The organism is Thalassotalea sp. 273M-4, from assembly GCF_041410465.1.
Lineage (GTDB): Bacteria > Pseudomonadota > Gammaproteobacteria > Enterobacterales > Alteromonadaceae > Thalassotalea_A > Thalassotalea_A aquiviva.
The window spans coordinates 67,927-89,353 of the sequence record NZ_CP166961.1 but is presented as its reverse complement, the minus strand read 5'-3'; the positions used below and the strand labels follow the sequence as shown (position 1 = coordinate 89,353).

The following is a 21,427-nucleotide window of genomic DNA, read 5'->3' as shown; positions in this document are numbered from 1 at the left end:
AATCGAGTCAATAAATCGCAGCTGATTGTAGGGCGAAAACTTTGCATCATCTGACGCAAAAATACAAGTGTAAGGTTTGACTGCAACGATTTATTAATAAAATTTCATTAAGGTATTAATGATTCAACGGCTAAAAAGCTTTAAATCGACTCATGTGCAATACAGCAAATAATATATCAGCCTAAATTGATATTATTTGCGTAACATCATCTTTTTAAGAGTTCATCATATTAATTATGTGCCCTTTTATTTATGCATTATCATTTGTTAGAAAGTAGAAACGCTTTTTTAATAAATAACTTGGTATTATCCGTTGATTTTCTTATCATGATCTTAATGTGCCCCTTTTAAATCAGCAAAATGATTGACCCCCCTGTAATTGAGCAAAAACAACAAAGCCGACTGATACTAGCCGGAAATTTAGTGGCTAAGCCACACATCCGTTATCGTGCCAACCCTGTGATCCCTGTAGCAGAGTTTGTTGTTGCAACCAATCACACATGGTTTGACAAAAAAACCAATAGCTATAAAGACTGGACAACCTTTCATCCGTGCCATTTTGAAGGCCAAGATGTGGAGGAGCATTTTTTATACGCTGACAAAGGCCAATTTCTCTTTTTACAAGGCAATCTGGCGACCATTACCCTAGCTAAGGGGCAAAAAACCAAAGACTTAGTGCAAGTCGAAACGTTAACCGTGCTTGGTCGGGGTGTTCACAGTGGGATTAATCAACTGTTTTGTCACGCTACAATTTCTTCGTCAATAAAGCTTGTGACCACTGAGTCAAATTCTCTGTTGGCGGAATTTCAAGTTACGGTGAATCAAGCGGGTTTTCAAAACGATGCTGTTAAAGTGAGTGGGCAAAAAATTGAACGCAGTGTCCATTTATGGGGCAAAAGTGCTCAATATATCCACGACAAGTGCCAGCCTGGTACTGAAGTGTTAATTGAAGGCGCCCTAAACTATCAAGCCAACGACAAATCAAAACAATTTATTGATGCCAAAAAAGTCATCATTTGTCCCAAATAGCGCTCGCCATCAAATTAATGCCTAACTTATTTAACATTCGACCTATATGCTCGAATAAACTAACTCAACTTTGGCCTTACATTAAAGTGATGTTGTTGTTTTTACTTTGTGGTGGAGCCCTCGCTGCGTTATTGCATGTGCTTAATATTTTTGGTTTCCTCAATCAATACTGGATTGATCAGCACATAAAGAACTCAGGAATAGAGGGGGTTTTGACCTTATTAGCAGTACTCGTATTTGGCATGAGCTTTGGATTACCAAGGCAAATAGCGGCATTTATGGCGGGCTACGCGTTCAATACATTATATGGCACCTTACTCGCCACATTTGCTGCTATGATGGGTTGTGCTATTACTTTTTATACTGCAAGAATATTTTTTAGACCAATAATCATGCGCTTTTGGCCCGAAAAAGTGATTTTAATAAATCGTTTTTTGCAACAACAAACATTTACTAAGACCCTCATTCTACGCTTGCTCCCTGTCGGCAATAACTTTCTGCTTAATGCAACTGCAGGTATAGGGCAGGTGCCTTCAATACGTTATATTTTTGCTTCATATATTGGTTTTTTCCCGCAAATGATCATTTTTGCATTAATGGGCAGTGGTATCTCTGTGTTGTCCGGCTGGCAAATTGGCTTTAGCCTCATTTTAGTTTTGATTGCTACCGTGCTAAGTCTGCGCTTATATCGCCGGCATAAACTCACCCAACACTAAGCTAAATTAAATGAAAATCACAATAGGGTAATAAGCTTAGTTACCCTTTAAGACGATGCTGACCACATTTTTAATTCGACATAGCATCGATTGGTATCGATAAGTAAACCCTCAAGATGAAACCCCATTTCAGGACAGGACAGTAAAACAAAAAAGCCGGTCAATATTGACCGGCTTTTAATCTCTTGTCAGGGAGCATTACTTAAGGGTTAATAAGTAATGAACCACGTTTTTATAATCATTTAAGAAGTTATCACGATCAAGTTCTTGCGTGTTTACACGGTACTTACCATTTACCACAATGGTTGGTACGCCAGTTAACGCTTTTTTACGAGTTAACTCATCTTGTAGTTTCTTCATTTTTTTAGCTTTCGAGTTAACCCCAAAGCTCTTCATCATTTTTTCAAATTTATCACCGTCAACACCGTTCGCTTCGAAAAGTGCTCTTAACTCTTCCGTTGAAGCTAATGGCTTACGTTGAACTTGAATGGCATCGAAAAGGGCGGCAATCAGTTTATCTTTTTGCGGTAAAGATTCCGCTACAATCATTGCTTTAGTGATACCAAACTGTACGTCAGGGCTTGCTACTCGTAAAAAATCAACGTGATTTTTTTCAAAAGTGGCACCTTCCGGTAAAGATTTAGCTAAATCTTTCATAAAAGGTTCAAAGCGTAAACAATGTGGGCAGTAAAACGAAAAGTACTCACGTACCTCTGGCTTTGCCGAAGCTTTATCATTAACAATAGTGTATTGCTTACCTTCAACATAATCCGCTGCCTGCGCCGTTAGTGGCAACATAAAAGCAAGCAGAATCAAACTAAATAATTTTTTCATCGGTTTTACATTCCTATATTAGGTATTCTTATTGGCCACTCGTTATTGAGATGGCATTAAACTTAACGCAGGTTCCTGCAATATTGCAAACTGTTCTTTTAACATTAAGATTTGCTGTTCCCAGTATTTCTCAGTATTAAACCAAGGAAAATTTCTTGGGAAAGCGGGGTCTTGCCAGCGTCGCGTTAACCAAGCCATGTAGTGAATTAAACGCATTGACCTAAGCGATTCTATCAATCTAAGTTCCTTTAGATCAAATGAAAAAAACTCTTCATAGCCCATTATCAAAGTGTCTAATTGTAACAACTTATTTTGCCGATCCCCACTGAGCATCATCCATAAGTCTTGCACCGCAGGGCCGGTACGACAGTCGTCTAAGTCAACAAAATGAGGGCCTGCATCGGTCCATAAAATATTACCGGCGTGGCAATCACCGTGCAATCGTATTTGTTTTTGAGGTTGATATTGCTCTGCGGTTAATGCAATTACCTGATCTAAAATGGTGCGAAATGGCGTTTGCAAGCTCAAAGGCACTGTGTCCTTGGTATGTAACAGAATATCTCGAGCTTGATATAAACTTTCGTCTAGATTCACTTGTGGGCGGTGCTCAAAGCCTTTTTTACTTGCCTTAGCATGTATGCGACCAACAAACCGCCCCATCCACTCCAACTGGTCAAGATTATCGACTTCAAAAATTCGCCCCCCTCGACAAGGAAATACGGCAAAATAAAAGCCCTGATGCGAAAATAAGGTTTCACCATCACGGCTAATAGGCGCAACGACAGGTAATTCCTCAGCGGCCAATTCTAAGGCGAAATCGTGCTCTTCTTGAATTTGTTCTCGCGTCCATCGAGCGGGTCGATAAAACTTGGTGACGAACTTTTGTTTGTCATCATCGTGAAACTGATACACTCGATTCTCATAGCTGTTAAGTGCCAGTAATCCACTGGCAACATAAAAGCCCGCACTTTCCAAGCCATCAATAATGGTTTCTGGGGATAGGTTTTGAAAACTAAAATCTGTCATTATCGTTTGTTAAAAAACACACTCTCTTGTTTTAAGATGACACTGTTATCTTTTGGTTCAATCTGTTGGATCACAAAGTCAATGTTGGTCATATAATTGGCTAAATCATATGGGTCGACCGCCAAGCTAATAGCGATAGTTGTTATATTGGCGCCATCAACGCTCACTTCAGTATCTCCCTGCCAAGTGTACTTAGGTAAGCCTTCGACATGAATTTTATAGATGTTACGCTGCTGCGACTTATTAAGAATTTTTAAGGTGTAGACATTCTCTATTAAGCCATCAATGTTTTCACGAGCTAAGGTGTTTCTATCGCGAATGATGTCTAATTGCAAGGGCACTCGAGTAGCTAAGTTGGCCACAAAAAAGCCACACATAACCAATAGAATCACAGCATACATAAATAATTTTGGTCGCAGAATTTTAACTTTTTGCCCTAGCAAAGCGGTCTCAGTACTGTAACGAATTAATCCTGGCTCATAGTTCATTTTCAACATGGTTTCATCACAGGCATCTGCACAAGCACCACAGTTTATACATTCATACTGTAAGCCATTGCGGATATCTATTCCGGTTGGGCATACCTGTACACATAAATTACAGTCAATGCAGTCTCCCAAGCCCTGTTCTTTTGGATCAACTTTACGTGAACGAGGTCCACGCGTTTCGCCTCGAGCCGAATCATAAGAGACCGTTAAGGTATTTTGATCGAACATCGCCGACTGAAAACGAGCATAAGGGCACATGTGCAAGCACATGATTTCTCGCATCCATCCCGCATTTCCATAGGTACAAAAGGTAAAAAATAAGATCCAAGCGGTTGCCAATACGGATGCATTAAAAGTAAAAAAATCTAACGCCAGCTCACGAATAGGCACAAAATAACCGATAAAGGTTAACGCTGTGAGCATCGAAAAAATCAACCAACAGCCATGCTTTAAACTTTTACGCCAAAATTTATCAAAGTCCATTGGCTTCATATCAAGCTGCTTACGCTGATTAGCCGAACCTTCAATTTTTTCCTCAAACCAAATAAAAATAAAAGTCCACACTGTCTGTGGACACATATAACCACACCAAACTCGGCCCAAAAAGGTCGTCACAAAGAATAGTAAAAACGCTAGAATAATGAAGATCCAAGCCAGTAGGGTCAAATCTTGAGGCCAAAGGGTTAAAGAAAAAATATTAAAACGTTGCTCGCCAATATCAAAAAGCACCGCTTGTTTGCCATTAAAGTTAAGCCATGGCAATAATGCAAAGCCAATTAAAAACACAAAATTCATTTTGCGTCGTAATGCTTGAAAATAGCCCTTAACCTTACGCACATATATTTGATCCCTCGGCTTATATTCTTTAACCGTTTCGGATTTGGGTCGATGAATCTTTATGTTTTTAACTGGAATTGTTTGGCTACTTTTGCTTGGAGAAGGTTTTTCTTGCATTACTATTGTCCTAAAGTGAACACTAAATACGAAAGCCGTAAGGACTTGGTTATAATATCAGACAAAAAGCCCTACTTGTCATTATATCAACAACAGCCTGCAATAATATGATTTAGGTTAACTTATCTTATTTTTTAAATATTTGTTATATTTAGTTAGAGGGATAAAAGAGCTGTGAGTATATTTTTGAGTCAATGCCTTCTAGGCATGCTCTAACGAAGAACCATAATAACAAGAGACGTCGCTATGTTTAAAAAAATATTTATTATCTGTGTTGCTGTCATCGTCTATTTTCAGTTCTTTCCCAACCCCAAAGTTGATGCTTTTATCGATGAGCAAATCACCCTACTGACAACAACATTAGATCAAGTTTTTGGCACTCATGCTCAGGTCAGTCCATCAAAATTAAAAACGGAATTAGTGGCTTACAAAAGTAATTTAACCAGCAGCGAATGGGCTGTGGTAGAAGTGCTCGCCGACTCTCGAGAAAATATAAAGCAATATTACCAACAATATTGTGAGGTCAATAAGCGCCATCCGATCTTACAAGATCGCAACGCTGATTTAGTCTGTAACAAAATTGAGGTATTTAAGATTAAATAAAAGCGCATAGCCCTTGTAGGTTATGCGCTGTTAACAGCAACCCGGTACACGGTTAAGTGTTTGCTAGCTCGGTTAAGGTTTTAGCATACGCATTTGCTATGGCGTCTTGCTGAGAATGCTCGCCATTAGAAATGACCCAACGCCCTTTCACCATCACATCTTTTATTGGATTTTGCTGACTCGCAAAAACCATACTATCAAGCAAATGCTTAGGTTGATGAGCAAATAAACGAGTTTGTTTTGAGTCTAATACCAATAAGTCCGCTTGCTTACCTATGGCTAACTCCCCGACATTTGCATTGGTCGATTGTGCACCGGCAATGGCCGTATGTTGCCATAAATTTAACCCTACCGATGGCGTCTTCTGAGTAGCTAAAATAGCGCGTTGTTGACGTTGTAAACGCTGTGCATACTCCAACAATCTTAATTCTTCAATCGCCGACACACTAATATGACTATCTGAACCAATAGCAATAACTCCCCCTTGTTGAGCAAAATCAGTGGTAGGAAAAATACCATCGCCTAAATTCGCTTCTGTCGTAGGGCAAATTCCGGCCACAGCACCCGTTTTAATGATGCCGTCAATTTCCTGCTCATTGATATGCGTGGCATGAATTAAACACCAGTGCCGATCAACAGACATATGGTCTAAAAGCCATTGCACCGGACGCTTACCATAGTGCGCCAAACAATCGTCCACTTCTTTTTGTTGTTCACTAATGTGAATATGTATGGGCGCTTTTGCATCGAGCGATCGCACATGCGCAACCACGCTTTGCAAAGAGCTTAAGTCAACCGCTCGTAGAGAATGTGGGGCAATACCAACATTACTGTTGTCATAATCTTTTGCTAATTGTACACACGCACTCACTAATTGATTAAACTGTTCAGTGCTATTTATAAAGCGTTTTTGACCATCGGTCGGTGGCTGTTCACCAAAACCACTATGGCGATACAGTACCGGCAGCAAGGTTAAGCCAATTCCACTGGTTTGAGCAGCGTCAAATAACGCTCGACTCATTTGAGCTAATTCAGGATACGCAGTGCCATCAGATTGATGGTGCAAGTAATGAAACTCAGCAACTCGCGTATAACCCGCTTTTAACATTTCAATATACAGCTGAGAGGCAATCACATTGGCCTGCTCAACATCGATTTTATCAAGAAACTGATACATGATTTGGCGCCAAGTCCAAAAGCTATCCTTGCCCTCACTGCCTTGTTCCGAAAAACCGGCAAAAGCACGCTGAAACGCATGCGAATGACAATTAACCATGCCCGGAATAACCGCGCCCGCAGCGACATAGGCATCAGCATCTTGACCTGAAGTGATGTCGACTAATAAGCCATCTTTTATGTGTAACGTTTTGTCTTGTTGCCAACCGTCACTTAACAGCACATCGGCGGCGTATAATTTCATTTCCATGTTGATTTCTTCGATCTTGTTTAAACGTAATTTACTTGACTAAAATCGGCGATTGCGGTCACCATCTGCACTAATTTTTTCTTAACTTTTATCGCTTTTTCTTCCGATAAGGTATTACTCGATTCATCCATGTAGGTGCGTTGTGATAACTCTAATTGCAAAGTATGAATATTATTTTCAGGTTTTGCATAAGCACGCGTAATATAGCCTCCTTTAAAGCGCCCGTTAGCGACCGATGTATAAGGGGCATAATCTATCGCAGTCACCATGTTCAATAATCGAATATCGCATGATGCCCCGTCGTTTGTGCCAAAGTTAAAGTCCGGTAGTTGGCCCTGAAAAAACCTCGGTACTCTAGAGGCAATAGAGTGCGCATCAAGCAACATGGCTTTGCCAAATTGTTGATGCATTTGCGCTAACGTGGTTGCGATTTTGTCATGATATGGTTGCCAGTAGGTGTTGATCCGATAGTCAATTTCGGCCTGATCTAGGGTATAGCCATCTTTATACAAAGGCTCCATGGCGAAATTCGTAGTCGGACATAACTCCGTGCTATTTGCGCCAGGGTATAAATCAATACCGTTGGGGTTTCTATTTAGGTCAATAACATAACGTGAATAGGTGGGCTTGATGATTGTGGCACCAAGCTGACCAGCAAAGTCATATAAGTAATCCATATACCAGTCGGTATCGGCTACGGATAAACCGGCCTTGGTCATCTTCTTTTGTATCGCGTCGGGAATTTCAACACCGTTATGCGGCATGCTAATCAATAAGGGGATATGACCTTCACTAAAGGAAAAAACAGGAGCAGACATCAAAAGTATCCTTATCTAGTGATGAGACTAAAGTTGTATATACAAATTTTAAGCTAATTTAACATTTTGCTGGAATTCTAGCAAAGGTATTTGCCTTGCAATGAAAGTTTTGCTTTAATAGCTAACTTTCGAATCGAAACCTTAAATCAAGCATAAAACTTTCACTGTGAAATATATGAGCAAACGAAATACCCAACAACGTCGTCATAGTATCCTTAAAACACTGGAGTTAGAGGGCGAAGTTAGTGTTGAAAAACTTGCAACAGCGTATGCGATTTCAGAGGTTACGATTCGAAAAGATTTGGCAGCCTTAGAGCAAAGTGGCTTATTACTGCGCAGATACGGTGGTGCTATACCTTTACCTACTGAAATAATTAGCGAAAAGAGTAGCCAAATATCAAGTCAAAAGTTAGCAATAGCAGAAGTTGCGGCAAGTTACGTGAAAGATCATAACCGCATCATCATTGACAGTGGTGCAACCACGGCAGCAATGATCCCACATTTAAACGCCAAAAAAGGCTTAGTGGTGATGACCAACGCGCTTTCAATTGCCAACAAGTTACACGAATTGGAAAATGAACCTACGTTATTAATGACGGGGGGTACTTGGGATGCAACGTCAGAAGCGTTCCAAGGGCAAGTTGCAGAGCAAGTATTGCGCTCTTACGACTTTGACCAACTTTTTATTGGCGCCGATGGCATTGACTTGACCAGAGGTACCACAACGTTCAACGAATTAACCGGTTTATCTCAAGTGATGAGCGAAGTGGCGCGTGAAGTGATCGTGGTGATTGAATCAGAAAAAATCGGTCGTCGTATTCCTAACCTTGAGTTACCGTGGCACGTGGTCAATACTTTGATCACCGACAGCAATATAAAAGTTGAAGATAAACAAGTAATTAAGTCTTTAGGCATCAATCTTCTTTGTGCCAAAGCAACAGATTAAATCAAAATAAGGTTTTATTATGTGTGGAATTGTAGGTGCTGTTGCACAACGTGATGTCGCTGACATCTTAATTGAAGGGTTACGTCGCCTTGAATATCGAGGTTATGATTCAGCCGGTATTGCTGTGGTAAACGCACACAACCAATTACAACGCGTTCGTCGTCTTGGTAAAGTGCAAGAACTCGCCAATGCGGTGGCCGAGTCGCCTGTATCGGGTGGTACGGGTATAGCTCACACCCGTTGGGCGACACATGGCATCCCCAGCGAAGTGAACGCTCACCCTCATGTCAGTGCCAACACCATTGCGGTTGTTCATAATGGCATTATTGAAAATCACCAAGCATTAAAAGATAAGCTTATTGGTTTAGGGTATGAATTTGTTTCTCAAACCGATACCGAAGTTATCGCTCATTTGGTTCATCACGAACTTAAAACCGCTGATAGCCTACTTGCGGCTGTACAATCTGCAAGCAAACAATTTGAAGGCGCTTACGGCACCGTGATCATGGATACCCGTGACAATGAGCGCGTTGTTGTTGCTCGCTCAGGTAGCCCATTGGTTATTGGCTACGGCTTAGGCGAGAACTTCCTTGCCTCAGATATGATGGCGTTGTTACCTGTTACCCGTAAATTTGCTTTCTTAGAAGAAGGTGATGTTGCCGAAATCACACGATTTGAGGTGAAAATACTTGATAAAGAAGGTAACAGTGTCGAACGCGACATTAAAGAAGCCGATGTGAACCATGATGCCGGTGATAAAGGTGAGTTTCGTCACTACATGCTAAAAGAAACATACGAGCAACCGACCGCCATCCGTAATACCTTAGAAGGACGCTTTGACGCTGGTAAAATCAGCAATAACGCCTTTGGTAGCAGTGAGGCGGGTGTTAACGCCGATGATATTTTTAAAGAAATAGAACATGTGCAAATCATTGCCTGTGGCACCTCTTATCACTCTGGTATGGTCGCACGTTACTGGCTAGAAGAGCATGCGGGTGTAAGCTGTAACGTGGAAATTGCCAGTGAGTTTCGTTATCGCCAATCGTTTGTGCCAAAAAATGCATTGATTGTCACGATTTCTCAATCAGGTGAAACGGCTGACACTTTAGCGGCATTAAGATTAGCAAAAGACTTAGGCTACAAAGCCAGTTTAAGTATTTGTAACGTACCGGGGTCGTCATTAGTGCGAGAGTCTGACCTTGCTTTTATGACCAAAGCGGGTGCTGAAATTGGCGTTGCCTCAACCAAAGCCTTTACTACCCAACTCGTCGGTTTAATGATGATGACCATTGCTATTGGTCAACACAAAGGCATGAGCGATGAAAAACACCAAGAAATGGTGGCATCGTTAATGAGCTTGCCAAATAAGCTTGAGGAAGTATTATCTCTAGCGAAAGAAATTGAAGACTTGGCAGAAGATTTTGCCGATAAACATCACTCTTTGTTTTTAGGTCGTGGCGATCAGTATCCGATTGCTATGGAAGGGGCGTTAAAACTTAAAGAAATTTCTTATATTCACGCCGAAGCATATGCTGCTGGTGAATTAAAGCATGGTCCGTTAGCCTTAATCGATGCCGATATGCCGGTCATTGTGGTGGCACCGAAAAATGATTTAATTGAAAAGTTAAAGTCCAATGTTGAAGAAGTGCGTGCTCGCGGTGGCTTGATGTATGTTTTTGCCGATCACGATGCCCACTTTGCTTCTGATGACACGATGAAGGTTATTAACGTACCACATTGTGACGATATCATCGCGCCGATTGTCTACACCCTGCCGCTACAGTTATTGTCATATTATGTGGCGATTATTAAAGGTACAGATGTCGACCAACCAAGAAACTTGGCCAAGTCGGTTACCGTTGAGTAATAAAAAACGTAGAAAATGAGGATTTATCCCGTCATTTGAGCGATAAAAAAGGCAACCTATTTTAGGTTGCCTTTTGTTTAGCGGTTCATTTTTACAACGCTAAAGAACCATGCCGACACCATCCTGTCTGAACAAGACAAGTAAAGGCCACGCTGTATGCATTAATTTGCGAGATATTCATAACTTGCTTGTAAGCCAAGCGGTAAACCTAGACCCCAGTACAGCATCAAAAATAGGGTCCAAAGAATTAAAAAGCTAATTGAAAATGGCAACATCATCGCCGTTAACGTACCGATCCCCGCACTGGTCACATAACGCTGACAGAATACAACAACCAATGGAAAATAAGGCATGAGTGGGGTAATGATATTGGTACTGGAATCACCAATACGATAAGCAGCTTGTGCTAAATCCGGCGAAATACCAAGTTGCATTAACATTGGAATAAAAATTGGCGCCAATAAAGCCCATTTCGCAGAAGCACTACCGACAAACAGGTTAATAAAACCAGTAAGAATAATGATCCCAGTAATGGTAATACCCGCAGGTAAAGCCAATTCTTTTAAAAGTGCTGCGCCTTTAACGGCCAACAATATACCCAAGTTAGATTGGCCAAACGCGTAAATAAACTGGGCGATAAAGAACATGATCACCAAGTAATAGCCCATACCAGACATGGCTTTACTCATACCTTCGATAAAATCTTTCGAGCTTTGGAATTTACCAATCACAATGCCATACACCAAACCTGGCACTAAAAATAGTAGAAAAATAAGCGGTACAATCGATTGCATTAATGGTGCTGAAAACGCCGTTAAGGTACCGTCGTCGCCACGCCAAGCCGAGCCTTCAGGCAAGGCGGTTGCAAACAATAAGACTAATCCTGCAACAATAGATAATACTGACCAGCGTAATGCTCGGCGCTCATTTTGCTCTAGTGGCTCCATCGTGGGTAAGTCCGATAAATCCCCATCTAACTCATTTTTTGCAAGTTTAGGCTCAACGATTTTGTCGGTAATAAACCAACCAAGTGCTGTCACCACAAGTGCTGATGCGGTTGTAAAGTAGTAGTTATTTAATGGGTTAAGAACAACATTTGGGTCGAGTAGTTGCGCCCCAGCTTGCGAAATACCTTGCAGCATAGGATCAAGCGCCGAAGGGACAAAGTTGGCAGAAAAACCACCCGAAACCCCGGCAAACGCAGCGGCAATACCGGCAAGCGGATGACGACCGGCAGCATAGAATATCACCCCGCCTAAGGGGATCACCAAGACATACCCCGCATCGACAGCAGAGTGACTGACAATACCTACCAAGATAACCATAGGGGTCAAAAGCCATGTTGCTGTTTTTGCCATAATGGCGCGAAGACCTGCATTAATAAAACCACTGTGTTCGGCAACGCCAATACCCAGCATAGCCACTAATACCACACCAACAGGATGAAAGTGGGAAAAGTTGGTGACCATTTTAGAAAAGAATTCTGTTAACGAAGCGCCAGTTAATTGATTATTAACGAGCAAAGCTTGGCCGCTTCTAGGATCAATGGCATTAAAGTCAACGCCAGATAATAGCCAAGAGAGAAACCAAACGATAAACAGTAAAGAAATAAACAATGCAGCTGGGTCGGGGAGTTTATTTCCCACTACTTCGACTTTGTCGAGAAATCGCTGCACCATAGAAGGTTGAGAGTTATTCATTGATGCGCCTTATTTATTATTATCTGACCTAACACCTTGATGAGAGTTAACGGCCAGTGTTTTTGAAAGTGAACCGGCTAAATATTTTGCCTAAGTAGCGATATTAGCCACCACTTTATTAACAAAAAATTTACCTACCTTATTAAGCCTAAATTATTGTTATATCGCAAGCCTTAAGCACCATCTACGGCATTTATTTTATCTTTTCGTTAGGACTTACATCCCTGCTCCAGAATTAAAAATCCGTCTTATCGGTTTCGCTTTTAAACAAGCAGAGCAAAACGGCAAAAAAAAGGGTAAACCTAAGTTCACCCTTGCAATAACATAATGATAATAATTAATCGTTTACGACACGCATCTCGTTAATTAAATTTTCAGCGCCATCAACGTGTTCCATCGTCCACAACATGAAAGTTGAGGTCACACCTATTGAACGATTAAGCTTTTGGTCATAGTCCCAATCGCCAATGATTGACTCATAAACACCGTCAAACAACAGACCAATTAGCTCGCCTTTACCATTTACAATCGCCGAACCAGAGTTACCACCTGTGGTATCTAAGTCACATAAAAAGTTTAATGGAATGGTGCCGAGCTTTTCATCCATATAGCGACCATATTCTTTCGCTCTTGCCGGCTTTAACAGACTTTCTTGTAAGTCAAATTCGGCATCACCTGGAATATATTTCGCCAGCATACCTTCTAAGGTTGTAAATGGACTTGCGTGCAAACCGTCTTGCGGAGAATAACCTTGAACGGTACCAAAGGTAATACGCAAAGTACTGTTGGCGTCAGCATAAACGGCTTCACCTTTGCTCTTTTTATAGGCAATCAACGCCTGCATGTATTGCGGCATTAACTTGCGGATTTCACCCGCTAGATTTTCACTTTGCGTTTCTTCGTTCATGTCATGGTCAAATGTGGCAACAGCAAATTGAATATATGGGTCGTCACTGTTTTTAAAGTCTTCCACAGACTTATTCATCCAAGCCATACGCATTTCAACATCGTCTAACTGAGTGTTGCTGTGCATGTTGTCTAAGATCTTTTCAACCTTGGCCTTATCAAAGCCATTTTTTAACTCAAAGATTTCATCGTAAACCGCAACACGCTCTGATTTATCTAGCGCTGCGTACTGCTCTAAGAAATGTAGCATGACTGCTTTGTCGACTTTCGCCACATAGCTTTTGTTCATCGCTTTAAGACCTTGTTCAATACGTTTTAAATCACGTTCTTGATAGCCGGCTTTACGCTTTGCATCATCTTTAGTGCGCTCATGCGCTAAACGGTATAAACGCTTGCTGACACTCCACAAGTTGGTTCTGCCGATGTAACCTAATAATAAATCACGTTCTTTATTGGTTTGTTGCTGGCCAATTAAATCATTTAATTGCGCTATCACATCACCGTATTGTGCTTTTCGTGAAGTCGATGCATTAATCCAATCGAGCAATTCTTGTTCCAGAGTATCTTTGCGCACTTGAGTGCCCGACTTTTGGTAACTGTTAATCATACCACCATAGTTTTTAGCGTAGTTAGCAAGACCGGCAATGGTAGACTGATACTTAATACGCTCGTCACTTCCCTCTTCGGTTACAGCTTTGATCACATCAATGTACTCTTCACGGTATTGTTTTGCTGTTGGGTAAGCCCACGTAAAGGTGTTGCGCATCGTATCGGCTAGACGATAACGATTAGTGCTACCAGGAAAACCTAACGCCATTACAAAGTCGCCTTTATCAATGCTGTCTGCGTTGACTTTTAAGAACGATTTAGGTTGGTATGGGATATTGTCTTCACTATGATCTGCAGGACGTCCATCAGGACCAACATAGGCACGGTACATAGCCCAGTCGCCTGTATGACGTGGCCACATCCAGTTATCGGTGTCACCACCAAATTTACCAACCGTATCTGATGGTGCATACGCTAAGCGTACATCTTTGATGGTTAAAGATTTAATCAGGTAATATTCTAACCCGGCATGAAAACTGCGCACGCTACAACGGTAATCTTTATCTTCTTCACATTCGGCAACTAACGCTTTGCGACGATCTTCAATTTGGTCAAAGTACACTTTACCGCTTTGAGATTTATCAATATCACCGGTAATTTTATCGGTCACATCAACAATGTCCTCAATGATATACATCCGCGAGCCAGGACGTGCTGGTAATTCTTGGTCCAAGCTTTTGGCTACAAAGCCATTTTTGAGCAAGTTATTGTCTTGCGTTGAATTGTAGCCAATGGAACCATACGCACAGTGATGGTTGGTCACCACTAGGCCTTTAGGCGAGATAAACGAGGCACTACACCCCCCTAAACTCACGATGGCATTCATTGGAAATTGATCAAACTGTTGCATGCTTGACGGGTCAATCTCTAACCCTTTTTGTTTTAGCTGTTGCGCAATTTGTGGTAATTGATTAGGTTGCCACATACCTTCTACTGCATAAGATAATGCTGGAACTGCCATTAAACCGGCAATCATAACTGAGCTTAACTTCTTCACGACATATCCTTATATGTTCTATTTTATTATGTTCTTCAATAGCCTATCACAACATATTAGCTTGGCGAAAACTAATATCGAAGAGCGATGTTTTGAAAGTGTATTTTTAATTGGTATAACGAAAATAACTATCTATGCTGTTTATATTCCAATTTTATGTAATACTCCCCAATTGCAAATAACAAAGACAACTAGCGTACCAAGTCATTCGCTTATATTATCTTTGAATGAATACGACAGGAGAGCAAATGGTTATCCCTGAGAACAGCAGCATCGTTATTTTTGGCGCTTCTGGCGACTTAACATTTCGTAAATTAATCCCAGCGCTGTACCACCTCTATTCCTATAACCAATTACCAAAGGTTTTTCAAATTATCGGGGTCAGCCGTACCGAGTATAGTGATCAATCATTTCGTCAGAAATTAAAAACATCATTACAAGAGCTTGAAAAAACCGAACCCGACATATTAGATGCTTTTATTGAGCATTTGCATTACCAATCGGTTAACACATCGGACAGTGACGATTACCATCGCTTAGTTAATCGACTCGAAAGCTTGGCAACAGAGCGCGGTATAACCGAACTTAACACCCTATTTTATTTGGCCACCCCGCCAAGCCTTTACAGTATCATTTCGGCAAGTCTCGCTAAGCACAAGCTAAATAAGGAAAACAATGGTTGGAAGCGTCTGATCATTGAAAAGCCATTTGGTTATGATCTCGCCTCGGCAAAAGCGTTAGATATAGAAATCCAGCGACACTTTCAAGAACATCAAATTTATCGAATCGATCATTATCTCGGTAAAGAAACGGTGCAAAATTTATTGGTCTTTCGTTTTTCAAACGCCATGTTTGAACCGCTGTGGAATCGAAACTTTATTGATTACGTAGAAATTACCGGTGCAGAATATTTGGGGGTTGAAGAAAGAGGCGGGTATTACGATGGCTCTGGTGCCGTTCGCGATATGTTGCAAAACCACTTATTACAAGTATTGGCAATGGTAGCGATGGAGCCACCAGCACAAATTAACGCTAATTCGATGCGCGATGAAGTGGTTAAAGTATTGCAGTGTTTACAACCCTTATCGCAACACGACTTAGAAAATAATTTGGTGCTTGGGCAGTATACGGGCTCTGATGTACGAGGTAATTTTTTACCCGGTTATCGTGAAGAATCTGGGGTTGCTAAAGACTCTCGAACCGAGACCTATGTTGGGTTAAAAATGCACATCAATAACTGGCGTTGGAACGGGGTACCTTTTTACGTTCGCACCGGCAAACGTTTACCCACTCGAGTAACCGAGGTGGTTTTGCATTTTAATAAAACCCCGCACCCAGTCTTTGGTCAAGATGCGCCCAAAAACAAACTCATTTTAAGAATTCAGCCCGATGAAGGTATTCAAATAAGCTTTGGCCTAAAAGAACCCGGCGCTGGTTTTCATGCCAAAGAAGTCAAAATGAATTTTCAGTATGCTTCGCTAGAAGAAACCCAAATGCTGACCGCATATGAGCGTTTACTTTTAGATGCACTTAATGGCGATGCCACCTTATTTGCGAGAAACGATGCAGTGTTAGCGTCATGGGATTTCGTGCAACCGATCTTAGACTTTAAGCAAGACCCACGCGCCTTATTTGGATACGCCTGCGGTACTTGGGGACCAAAAGAGTCGGATTTATTGTTAAAAAGAGATCAACGAAAATGGCGTTTTCCATGTAAAAACTTAACCGATACAGACTATTGCGAGCTGTAACGAATATATTCAAGTCAATAATTTAAGCTCTCAAATAGAGAGTAGATAGCAACATAATTGGAGATAAAAATGAAAGGAGATATTGGGGTTATCGGCCTAGCCGTTATGGGGCAAAACCTTATCCTTAATATGAACGATCATGGCTTTAAAGTGATCGCCCATAACCGTACCACAACCAAAGTAGATGAGTTTCTGCAAGGGCCTGCTAAAGGCACCAATATTGAAGGGGCATACTCTCTAGAGGAGTTGGTAGAAAAATTAGAAAAACCTCGTAAAGTCATGCTTATGGTACGTGCTGGTGCCGTAGTAGATGCCTTTATTGACAACCTAGTACCACTATTAGACCAGGGTGATATCATCATCGACGGCGGTAATACCAACTACCCTGACACCAACCGACGTGTAACCACACTTGCTGAAAAAGGTATTCACTTTATTGGTACGGGTGTATCGGGTGGTGAAGAGGGCGCTCGCTTTGGTCCGTCCATCATGCCAGGTGGCTCTGCTGACGCATGGCCAAGTGTGAAACCTATTTTCCAAGCCATCTCAGCGAAAACCGAAGCTGGTGAACCTTGCTGTGACTGGGTTGGTAACGATGGTGCGGGTCACTTTGTGAAAATGGTGCACAATGGCATTGAATACGGTGATATGCAGTTAATTTGTGAAGCCTACCAGTTTATGAAAGATGGCCTTGGCATGACTGCAGATGAAATGCAGGCTGTATTTGCGAAATGGAATACGACCGAATTAGACAGTTACTTGGTTGAAATCACCGCCGACATTTTAGGCTTCAAAGATCAAGATGGTGAGCCTTTAGTTGAGAAAATCTTAGACACGGCGGGCCAAAAAGGTACAGGAAAATGGACCGGTATTAACGCCCTGGATCTAGGCATTCCACTGACTTTAATTTCTGAGTCTGTATTCTCTCGTTGTCTATCCGCATTGAAAGATCAGCGTGTGCTTGCAGAGCAGCAATTTAGCCCGAAAAGCACCAAGGTTGATGGCGACAAGCAAGCGTGGGTTGATGCCCTACAGCAAGCGTTACTGGCGTCAAAAATCATTTCATATGCACAAGGCTTTATGCTGATGCGCGAAGCATCAAACGAGAACAACTGGGATCTTAACTATGGTAATGTTGCCCTCATGTGGCGTGGTGGTTGTATTATCCGCTCTGCATTTTTAGGTAATATTCGCGATGCATTTGAAGCAAATCCTGAGTTGGCTTTCTTAGGTTCGGATCAATACTTTAAAGAGATTCTAGAAAACTGCTTAAGTGCATGGCGAAAAGTCGCGGCCAAATCGATGGAAGTTGGCATTCCAATGCCTTGTACCACATCGGCATTAACCTTCCTCGATGGTTACACCACTGCCCGCTTACCAGCGAACTTATTGCAAGCGCAACGTGACTATTTTGGTGCTCACACCTATGAACGCATTGATCGTGACCGTGGTGAGTTTTTCCATACCAATTGGACAGGTACTGGTGGTAACACGGCATCAACCACCTACGATGTTTAATATAAAAAATTGATTAAACACAAAATGGGGCGTTAAGCCCCATTTTTATCGCAAATGCTGCCATATTAAAGCCCAAGCGCACTATATAGAGCAGCTTATCTACGAATTTTTACCTATTAATGAAATACCCTTTGTTTTTGTCATAATGCCCCCATCTAAGCTATATCGGCAAAACGAATCCAATTGGATTCAAACATTTCCCAAACAGAAAGGTATCATAATGAAATTTAGCTATCTAAATCCTACTCAAATTCAATTTGGCCAAGGCCAAATTGCTAGCATCGCATCCCTTATTCCTCAAGACAAAAAAATCATGGTGATATATGGTGGTGGCTCGATAAAACACAATGGTGTTTACGATCAGGTTAAAGACGCTTTATCAGATCATACTTGGGTTGAATTTTCAGGTGTTGAGCCAAACCCAACAGTAGAAACGCTCGATAAAGCAGTTGCGATATGTAAGTCTGAGCAGGTTGAATATGTGCTTGCAGTGGGTGGTGGCTCGGTTATAGATGGTGCCAAATATGTTGTCGCAGCCGCTCACTATGACGGTGACGGCTGGGACATATTAACCGGTAAATATCACGTTAAGACCGCCATTCCTATGGGGTGTATTTTAACCTTACCGGCAACCGGTTCTGAGTCAAACTCAGGCTCTGTGATCAGCAAAGCAGCCACCAAAGATAAACTTGCCTTTATGCATCCAGCGGTGCAACCTAAATTTGCGGTTATGGATCCCGATGTGATGAAAACGTTACCTGAGCGTCAGTTAGTCAACGGTCTGGTCGATGCCTTTGTTCATATCTGTGAACAATACCTTACTTTCCCAGCAGGGAATATGGTTCAAGATGGCTTTGCTGAAGCCTTACTGAAAAACTTACTGGTATTGGCAAAAGACTTTGACCATAGAGACCAAGATCAGTGGCGCGCAAATTTAATGTATACCGCAAACCAAGCATTAAATGGTCTGATTGGTTCAGGGGTGGCGCACGATTGGGCAACACATATGATAGGCCACGAATTAACCGCGCTTTATGGTGTCGATCATGCTCGTAGTCTGGCCATTGTACAACCGTCATTATTGCGAAATCAGTTGTCGCATAAACAAGCAAAACTCGAGCAAATGGGCAGAAATGTCTTTAACTTGCCTAGTTCCGACTCGTTAGCTAATGACACCATAGATGCCATTGAAGCGTTTTATCATAGCTTAAATGTCGCCACTCAGTTAACAGAGTATCAAGGGGATAAAAACGATGCTGTTGACGCCATTTTAGTTCAGCTAAAAAACCACGGTATGACGGCCTTAGGTGAACATCAGGCGATTACCCTAGCGCATTCAAAACAAATTTTGCAACACGCCGTTGCGTAACGTTACTTTTAGCTTTTAGCTTTTAGCTTTTAGCTTTTAGCAAGACCAACTAAAAAGTCAGTGCAATGCACTGACTTTTGTATGATAAAACTGTTTATCAATGATTTAACGATTATTTATCGCCACGTCCCATAAACTTATGCTCGGCGGTATTTACTTTCACTCGATCGCCCACCGAAATATGCTCAGGCACTTGAATTGTTAAGCCTGTCGACAATTTAGCCGGCTTGGTGCGAGCACTTGCTGAAGCGCCTTTAATGGAAGGATCTGTTTCAAGCACTTCTAAATCAACACTGGCTGGTAAATCAATACCAACGGGATTGCCATCAACAATAATGACTTGCAACCCTTGCGTATCTTCGCTGATAAACAAAGCTTCTTCTTCAATGTTCTCTTTGTTTAAGCTGTATTGCGAATAATCTTCATTGTCCATAAAAACATATTCGTCACCGTCAAGGTAAGAGAACATCACTTGGCGGCGAATTAAATCGGCAAGATTTAACATATCGCTGTCTTTAAAAGTCTCATCCACTTTTGCTCCGGTCACCACATTGTACATGCGCATACGGTATAAACTACCACCGGCGCGCCCTTGCGGGACTGAGCGTTCAATATCTCGGATCACATACACACTGTTATTGTATTCAATTGCAGTATTCTTTTTAATTTCACTGGCCTTTGGCATGATCTATTTCCTTTCAAAATATATAGCCAAAAAGGTACCACGAGAATGATAAACTGCAAGTTATTTCAATCAAAACAATGAATATCAAGCCAATATTTGCTCAATAAGGAAGTGACTTAAGGGCGAATGTTAAAATAACCAAACTCGCTTATGGGTTGATGAACAAATAAAAAAAATGCCAAGCTTAAAGCTTGGCATTTTTTAACCGGCAGTGGTAACGACTTAACATTGGTTACTTTTGTTGGTATTGCTTAATGCTTGGTTGTGACCATTAATGGTGTAAGCTTGTTTATCAAGCAAGCAAGCATCTTGCTTTGCATCTGCTGATAATACTTTAACACCGTTTAGGCTCGAAAAATGTTGTTCTGTTTGATGGGTATTGGCACAACCACTCAACACAGTTGCAACAAGAATGGCATATAGTTTCACGATTCATCTCCTTGAAAACAACCAGGCTTAAAATTGATTATTGTAAAGTAAAAGCGCCCAGCCGTAAGCCTTGTAGATTACATTTAAGACCCATTCTATTCAAGCTTTTGAATCAGATGTAACGCCAAAACAACATTATTGTTAATGCAGGCTCGCGCTCTTCGCTTAGTTTCGTTCAGAGTTTCGCCAGTTAAAAACCCCAACGCCGTTTTAACAACCCAAAGCCCCCTAGAAATCTTGCGGTCTTTGGTTACAATGATACCAAGTTAACAAAATCAATAGGAAAAACCATGGCCAGTGTATTTACTCACATTATTGACGGCAATTTACCCGGGCACTTTGTTTACCAAGACGAATTAGCCATTGCTATTATGACCATAGAGCCGATTCGAGCAGGGCACGTTTTGGTGATCCCAAAACAGGAAATCGATCATTTCGATGATTTACCCGAGTCGTTAGCGGCGCATTTAATGAATGTGAGCCAACGTGTCAGTAAAGCGATTAAAAAAGCTTTTCCCGCCAAACGGGTTGGTTTGTTTATTGCTGGTTTAGAAGTTCCTCATACCCATATTCACTTGGTACCAATGGATAGTATGTCTGACTTGGACTTAAGTAGAGCGACTCCTACCGACCATCAGGCTCTAGCCGAAGCAGCGAAAAGCATTGCCGCCAACCTGTAACATCTAGTATTAACAGGCTGACATTTATGAGTGAAGACAGGCGCTTTAATCGGCGTTGTCTTCACCACCCAAAGGG

18 protein-coding genes are annotated in these 21,427 nt (G+C 41.5%); 9 read left to right on the top strand and 9 right to left on the bottom strand.

Annotated features, from left to right (window positions below; translation table 11 throughout):
• Positions 1-360: 360 nt before the first annotated feature.
• Together ACAY00_RS00390 and ACAY00_RS00385 are read left to right on the top strand one after the other, a co-directional pair.
• Entirely contained in the window at positions 361-1,029 is a 669-nt protein-coding gene (locus ACAY00_RS00390; RefSeq protein ID WP_371375682.1) for a single-stranded DNA-binding protein, read from the top strand.
• 137 nt (positions 1,030-1,166) lie between these two features.
• The gene (locus ACAY00_RS00385) at positions 1,167-1,745 is read left to right on the top strand and encodes a TVP38/TMEM64 family protein (RefSeq protein WP_371375679.1); all 579 of its coding nucleotides are present in this window, start codon (positions 1,167-1,169) and stop codon (positions 1,743-1,745) included.
• A 198-nt stretch (positions 1,746-1,943) separates the two neighbouring features.
• On the opposite strand, the gene ACAY00_RS00380 is transcribed toward ACAY00_RS00385, so the two are convergent.
• From ACAY00_RS00380 to ccoG, 3 genes are read right to left on the bottom strand one after another with little or no spacing between them, the layout of a single operon-like run.
• Entirely contained in the window at positions 1,944-2,579 is a 636-nt protein-coding gene (locus ACAY00_RS00380) for a thiol:disulfide interchange protein DsbA/DsbL (RefSeq protein WP_371375676.1), read from the bottom strand.
• A gap of 42 nt (positions 2,580-2,621) precedes the next feature.
• On the bottom strand, positions 2,622-3,605 hold the full coding sequence (locus ACAY00_RS00375) for a serine/threonine protein kinase (protein WP_371375674.1): 984 nt from the start codon (positions 3,603-3,605) through the stop codon (positions 2,622-2,624).
• Positions 3,605-5,047, bottom strand: coding sequence for a cytochrome c oxidase accessory protein CcoG (gene ccoG, locus ACAY00_RS00370; RefSeq protein ID WP_371375672.1), 1,443 nt, complete (start codon positions 5,045-5,047; stop codon positions 3,605-3,607). The genes ACAY00_RS00375 and ccoG overlap by 1 nt, the downstream gene beginning before the upstream one ends.
• A gap of 246 nt (positions 5,048-5,293) precedes the next feature.
• Here ccoG and ACAY00_RS00365 point away from each other — a divergent pair, with 246 nt between their 5' ends.
• Positions 5,294-5,650: a hypothetical protein gene (locus tag ACAY00_RS00365; RefSeq protein WP_371375669.1), complete on the top strand. Its 357-nt coding sequence runs from the start codon at positions 5,294-5,296 to the stop codon at positions 5,648-5,650.
• Positions 5,651-5,702: 52 nt separating this feature from the next.
• Here the strand turns inward: ACAY00_RS00365 and ACAY00_RS00360 are convergent, their stop codons facing one another.
• On the bottom strand, positions 5,703-7,076 hold the full coding sequence (locus tag ACAY00_RS00360) for a formimidoylglutamate deiminase (protein WP_371375666.1): 1,374 nt from the start codon (positions 7,074-7,076) through the stop codon (positions 5,703-5,705).
• A gap of 20 nt (positions 7,077-7,096) precedes the next feature.
• Complete coding sequence (gene hutG, locus ACAY00_RS00355) at positions 7,097-7,894, bottom strand: N-formylglutamate deformylase (protein WP_371375663.1); 798 nt, start codon at positions 7,892-7,894, stop codon at positions 7,097-7,099.
• 175 nt (positions 7,895-8,069) lie between these two features.
• On the opposite strand from hutG, the gene ACAY00_RS00350 reads away from it, so the two are divergent.
• A complete protein-coding gene (locus ACAY00_RS00350) occupies positions 8,070-8,840 on the top strand; it encodes a DeoR/GlpR family DNA-binding transcription regulator (protein WP_371375660.1) in 771 nt (256 codons plus the stop codon).
• A 19-nt stretch (positions 8,841-8,859) separates the two neighbouring features.
• Positions 8,860-10,707 carry a glutamine--fructose-6-phosphate transaminase (isomerizing) gene (gene glmS / locus ACAY00_RS00345; protein ID WP_371375658.1) on the top strand — a complete coding sequence of 616 codons (1,848 nt, stop codon included), beginning with the start codon at positions 8,860-8,862 and terminating at the stop codon, positions 10,705-10,707.
• Positions 10,708-10,868: 161 nt separating this feature from the next.
• On the opposite strand, the gene ACAY00_RS00340 is transcribed toward glmS, so the two are convergent.
• Both ACAY00_RS00340 and ACAY00_RS00335 read right to left on the bottom strand, forming a co-directional pair.
• Positions 10,869-12,407 carry an AbgT family transporter gene (locus tag ACAY00_RS00340; RefSeq protein WP_371375655.1) on the bottom strand — a complete coding sequence of 513 codons (1,539 nt, stop codon included), beginning with the start codon at positions 12,405-12,407 and terminating at the stop codon, positions 10,869-10,871.
• Between the two features lie 337 nt (positions 12,408-12,744).
• Positions 12,745-14,898 (bottom strand): S46 family peptidase, encoded by a 2,154-nt coding sequence (locus ACAY00_RS00335; protein ID WP_371379469.1) that lies wholly within the window; start codon positions 14,896-14,898, stop codon positions 12,745-12,747.
• A gap of 269 nt (positions 14,899-15,167) precedes the next feature.
• On the opposite strand from ACAY00_RS00335, the gene zwf reads away from it, so the two are divergent.
• From zwf to ACAY00_RS00320, 3 genes are all read left to right on the top strand, one after another.
• Positions 15,168-16,670, top strand: a complete 1,503-nt coding sequence (zwf, locus tag ACAY00_RS00330; RefSeq protein ID WP_371375652.1) for a glucose-6-phosphate dehydrogenase — start codon at positions 15,168-15,170, stop codon at positions 16,668-16,670.
• A 63-nt stretch (positions 16,671-16,733) separates the two neighbouring features.
• Positions 16,734-18,188, top strand: coding sequence for a decarboxylating NADP(+)-dependent phosphogluconate dehydrogenase (gene gnd / locus ACAY00_RS00325; protein ID WP_371379465.1), 1,455 nt, complete (start codon positions 16,734-16,736; stop codon positions 18,186-18,188).
• 220 nt (positions 18,189-18,408) lie between these two features.
• Positions 18,409-19,557, top strand: a complete 1,149-nt coding sequence (locus ACAY00_RS00320; protein WP_371375649.1) for an iron-containing alcohol dehydrogenase — start codon at positions 18,409-18,411, stop codon at positions 19,555-19,557.
• Between the two features lie 112 nt (positions 19,558-19,669).
• On the opposite strand, the gene yeiP is transcribed toward ACAY00_RS00320, so the two are convergent.
• Positions 19,670-20,242 carry an elongation factor P-like protein YeiP gene (gene yeiP / locus ACAY00_RS00315; RefSeq protein ID WP_371375646.1) on the bottom strand — a complete coding sequence of 191 codons (573 nt, stop codon included), beginning with the start codon at positions 20,240-20,242 and terminating at the stop codon, positions 19,670-19,672.
• A 222-nt stretch (positions 20,243-20,464) separates the two neighbouring features.
• Positions 20,465-20,671 (bottom strand): hypothetical protein, encoded by a 207-nt coding sequence (locus ACAY00_RS00310; RefSeq protein WP_371375643.1) that lies wholly within the window; start codon positions 20,669-20,671, stop codon positions 20,465-20,467.
• A gap of 290 nt (positions 20,672-20,961) precedes the next feature.
• Between ACAY00_RS00310 and ACAY00_RS00305 the strand changes: the two genes are divergently transcribed.
• The gene (locus ACAY00_RS00305) at positions 20,962-21,351 is read left to right on the top strand and encodes an HIT family protein (RefSeq protein ID WP_371375640.1); all 390 of its coding nucleotides are present in this window, start codon (positions 20,962-20,964) and stop codon (positions 21,349-21,351) included.
• Positions 21,352-21,427: the final 76 nt, after the last annotated feature.

Coding starts and splice junctions, on each gene's coding strand:
- ACAY00_RS00390 (WP_371375682.1), top strand. CDS start 361: ATGATTGACCCCCCTGTAATTGAGCAAAAACAACAAAGCCGACTGATA.
- ACAY00_RS00380 (WP_371375676.1), bottom strand. CDS start 2,579: ATGAAAAAATTATTTAGTTTGATTCTGCTTGCTTTTATGTTGCCACTA.
- ACAY00_RS00375 (WP_371375674.1), bottom strand. CDS start 3,605: ATGACAGATTTTAGTTTTCAAAACCTATCCCCAGAAACCATTATTGAT.
- ccoG (WP_371375672.1), bottom strand. CDS start 5,047: ATGCAAGAAAAACCTTCTCCAAGCAAAAGTAGCCAAACAATTCCAGTT.
- ACAY00_RS00365 (WP_371375669.1), top strand. CDS start 5,294: ATGTTTAAAAAAATATTTATTATCTGTGTTGCTGTCATCGTCTATTTT.
- ACAY00_RS00360 (WP_371375666.1), bottom strand. CDS start 7,076: ATGGAAATGAAATTATACGCCGCCGATGTGCTGTTAAGTGACGGTTGG.
- hutG (WP_371375663.1), bottom strand. CDS start 7,894: ATGTCTGCTCCTGTTTTTTCCTTTAGTGAAGGTCATATCCCCTTATTG.
- ACAY00_RS00350 (WP_371375660.1), top strand. CDS start 8,070: ATGAGCAAACGAAATACCCAACAACGTCGTCATAGTATCCTTAAAACA.
- glmS (WP_371375658.1), top strand. CDS start 8,860: ATGTGTGGAATTGTAGGTGCTGTTGCACAACGTGATGTCGCTGACATC.
- ACAY00_RS00340 (WP_371375655.1), bottom strand. CDS start 12,407: ATGAATAACTCTCAACCTTCTATGGTGCAGCGATTTCTCGACAAAGTC.
- ACAY00_RS00335 (WP_371379469.1), bottom strand. CDS start 14,898: ATGATTGCCGGTTTAATGGCAGTTCCAGCATTATCTTATGCAGTAGAA.
- zwf (WP_371375652.1), top strand. CDS start 15,168: ATGGTTATCCCTGAGAACAGCAGCATCGTTATTTTTGGCGCTTCTGGC.
- ACAY00_RS00320 (WP_371375649.1), top strand. CDS start 18,409: ATGAAATTTAGCTATCTAAATCCTACTCAAATTCAATTTGGCCAAGGC.
- yeiP (WP_371375646.1), bottom strand. CDS start 20,242: ATGCCAAAGGCCAGTGAAATTAAAAAGAATACTGCAATTGAATACAAT.
- ACAY00_RS00305 (WP_371375640.1), top strand. CDS start 20,962: ATGGCCAGTGTATTTACTCACATTATTGACGGCAATTTACCCGGGCAC.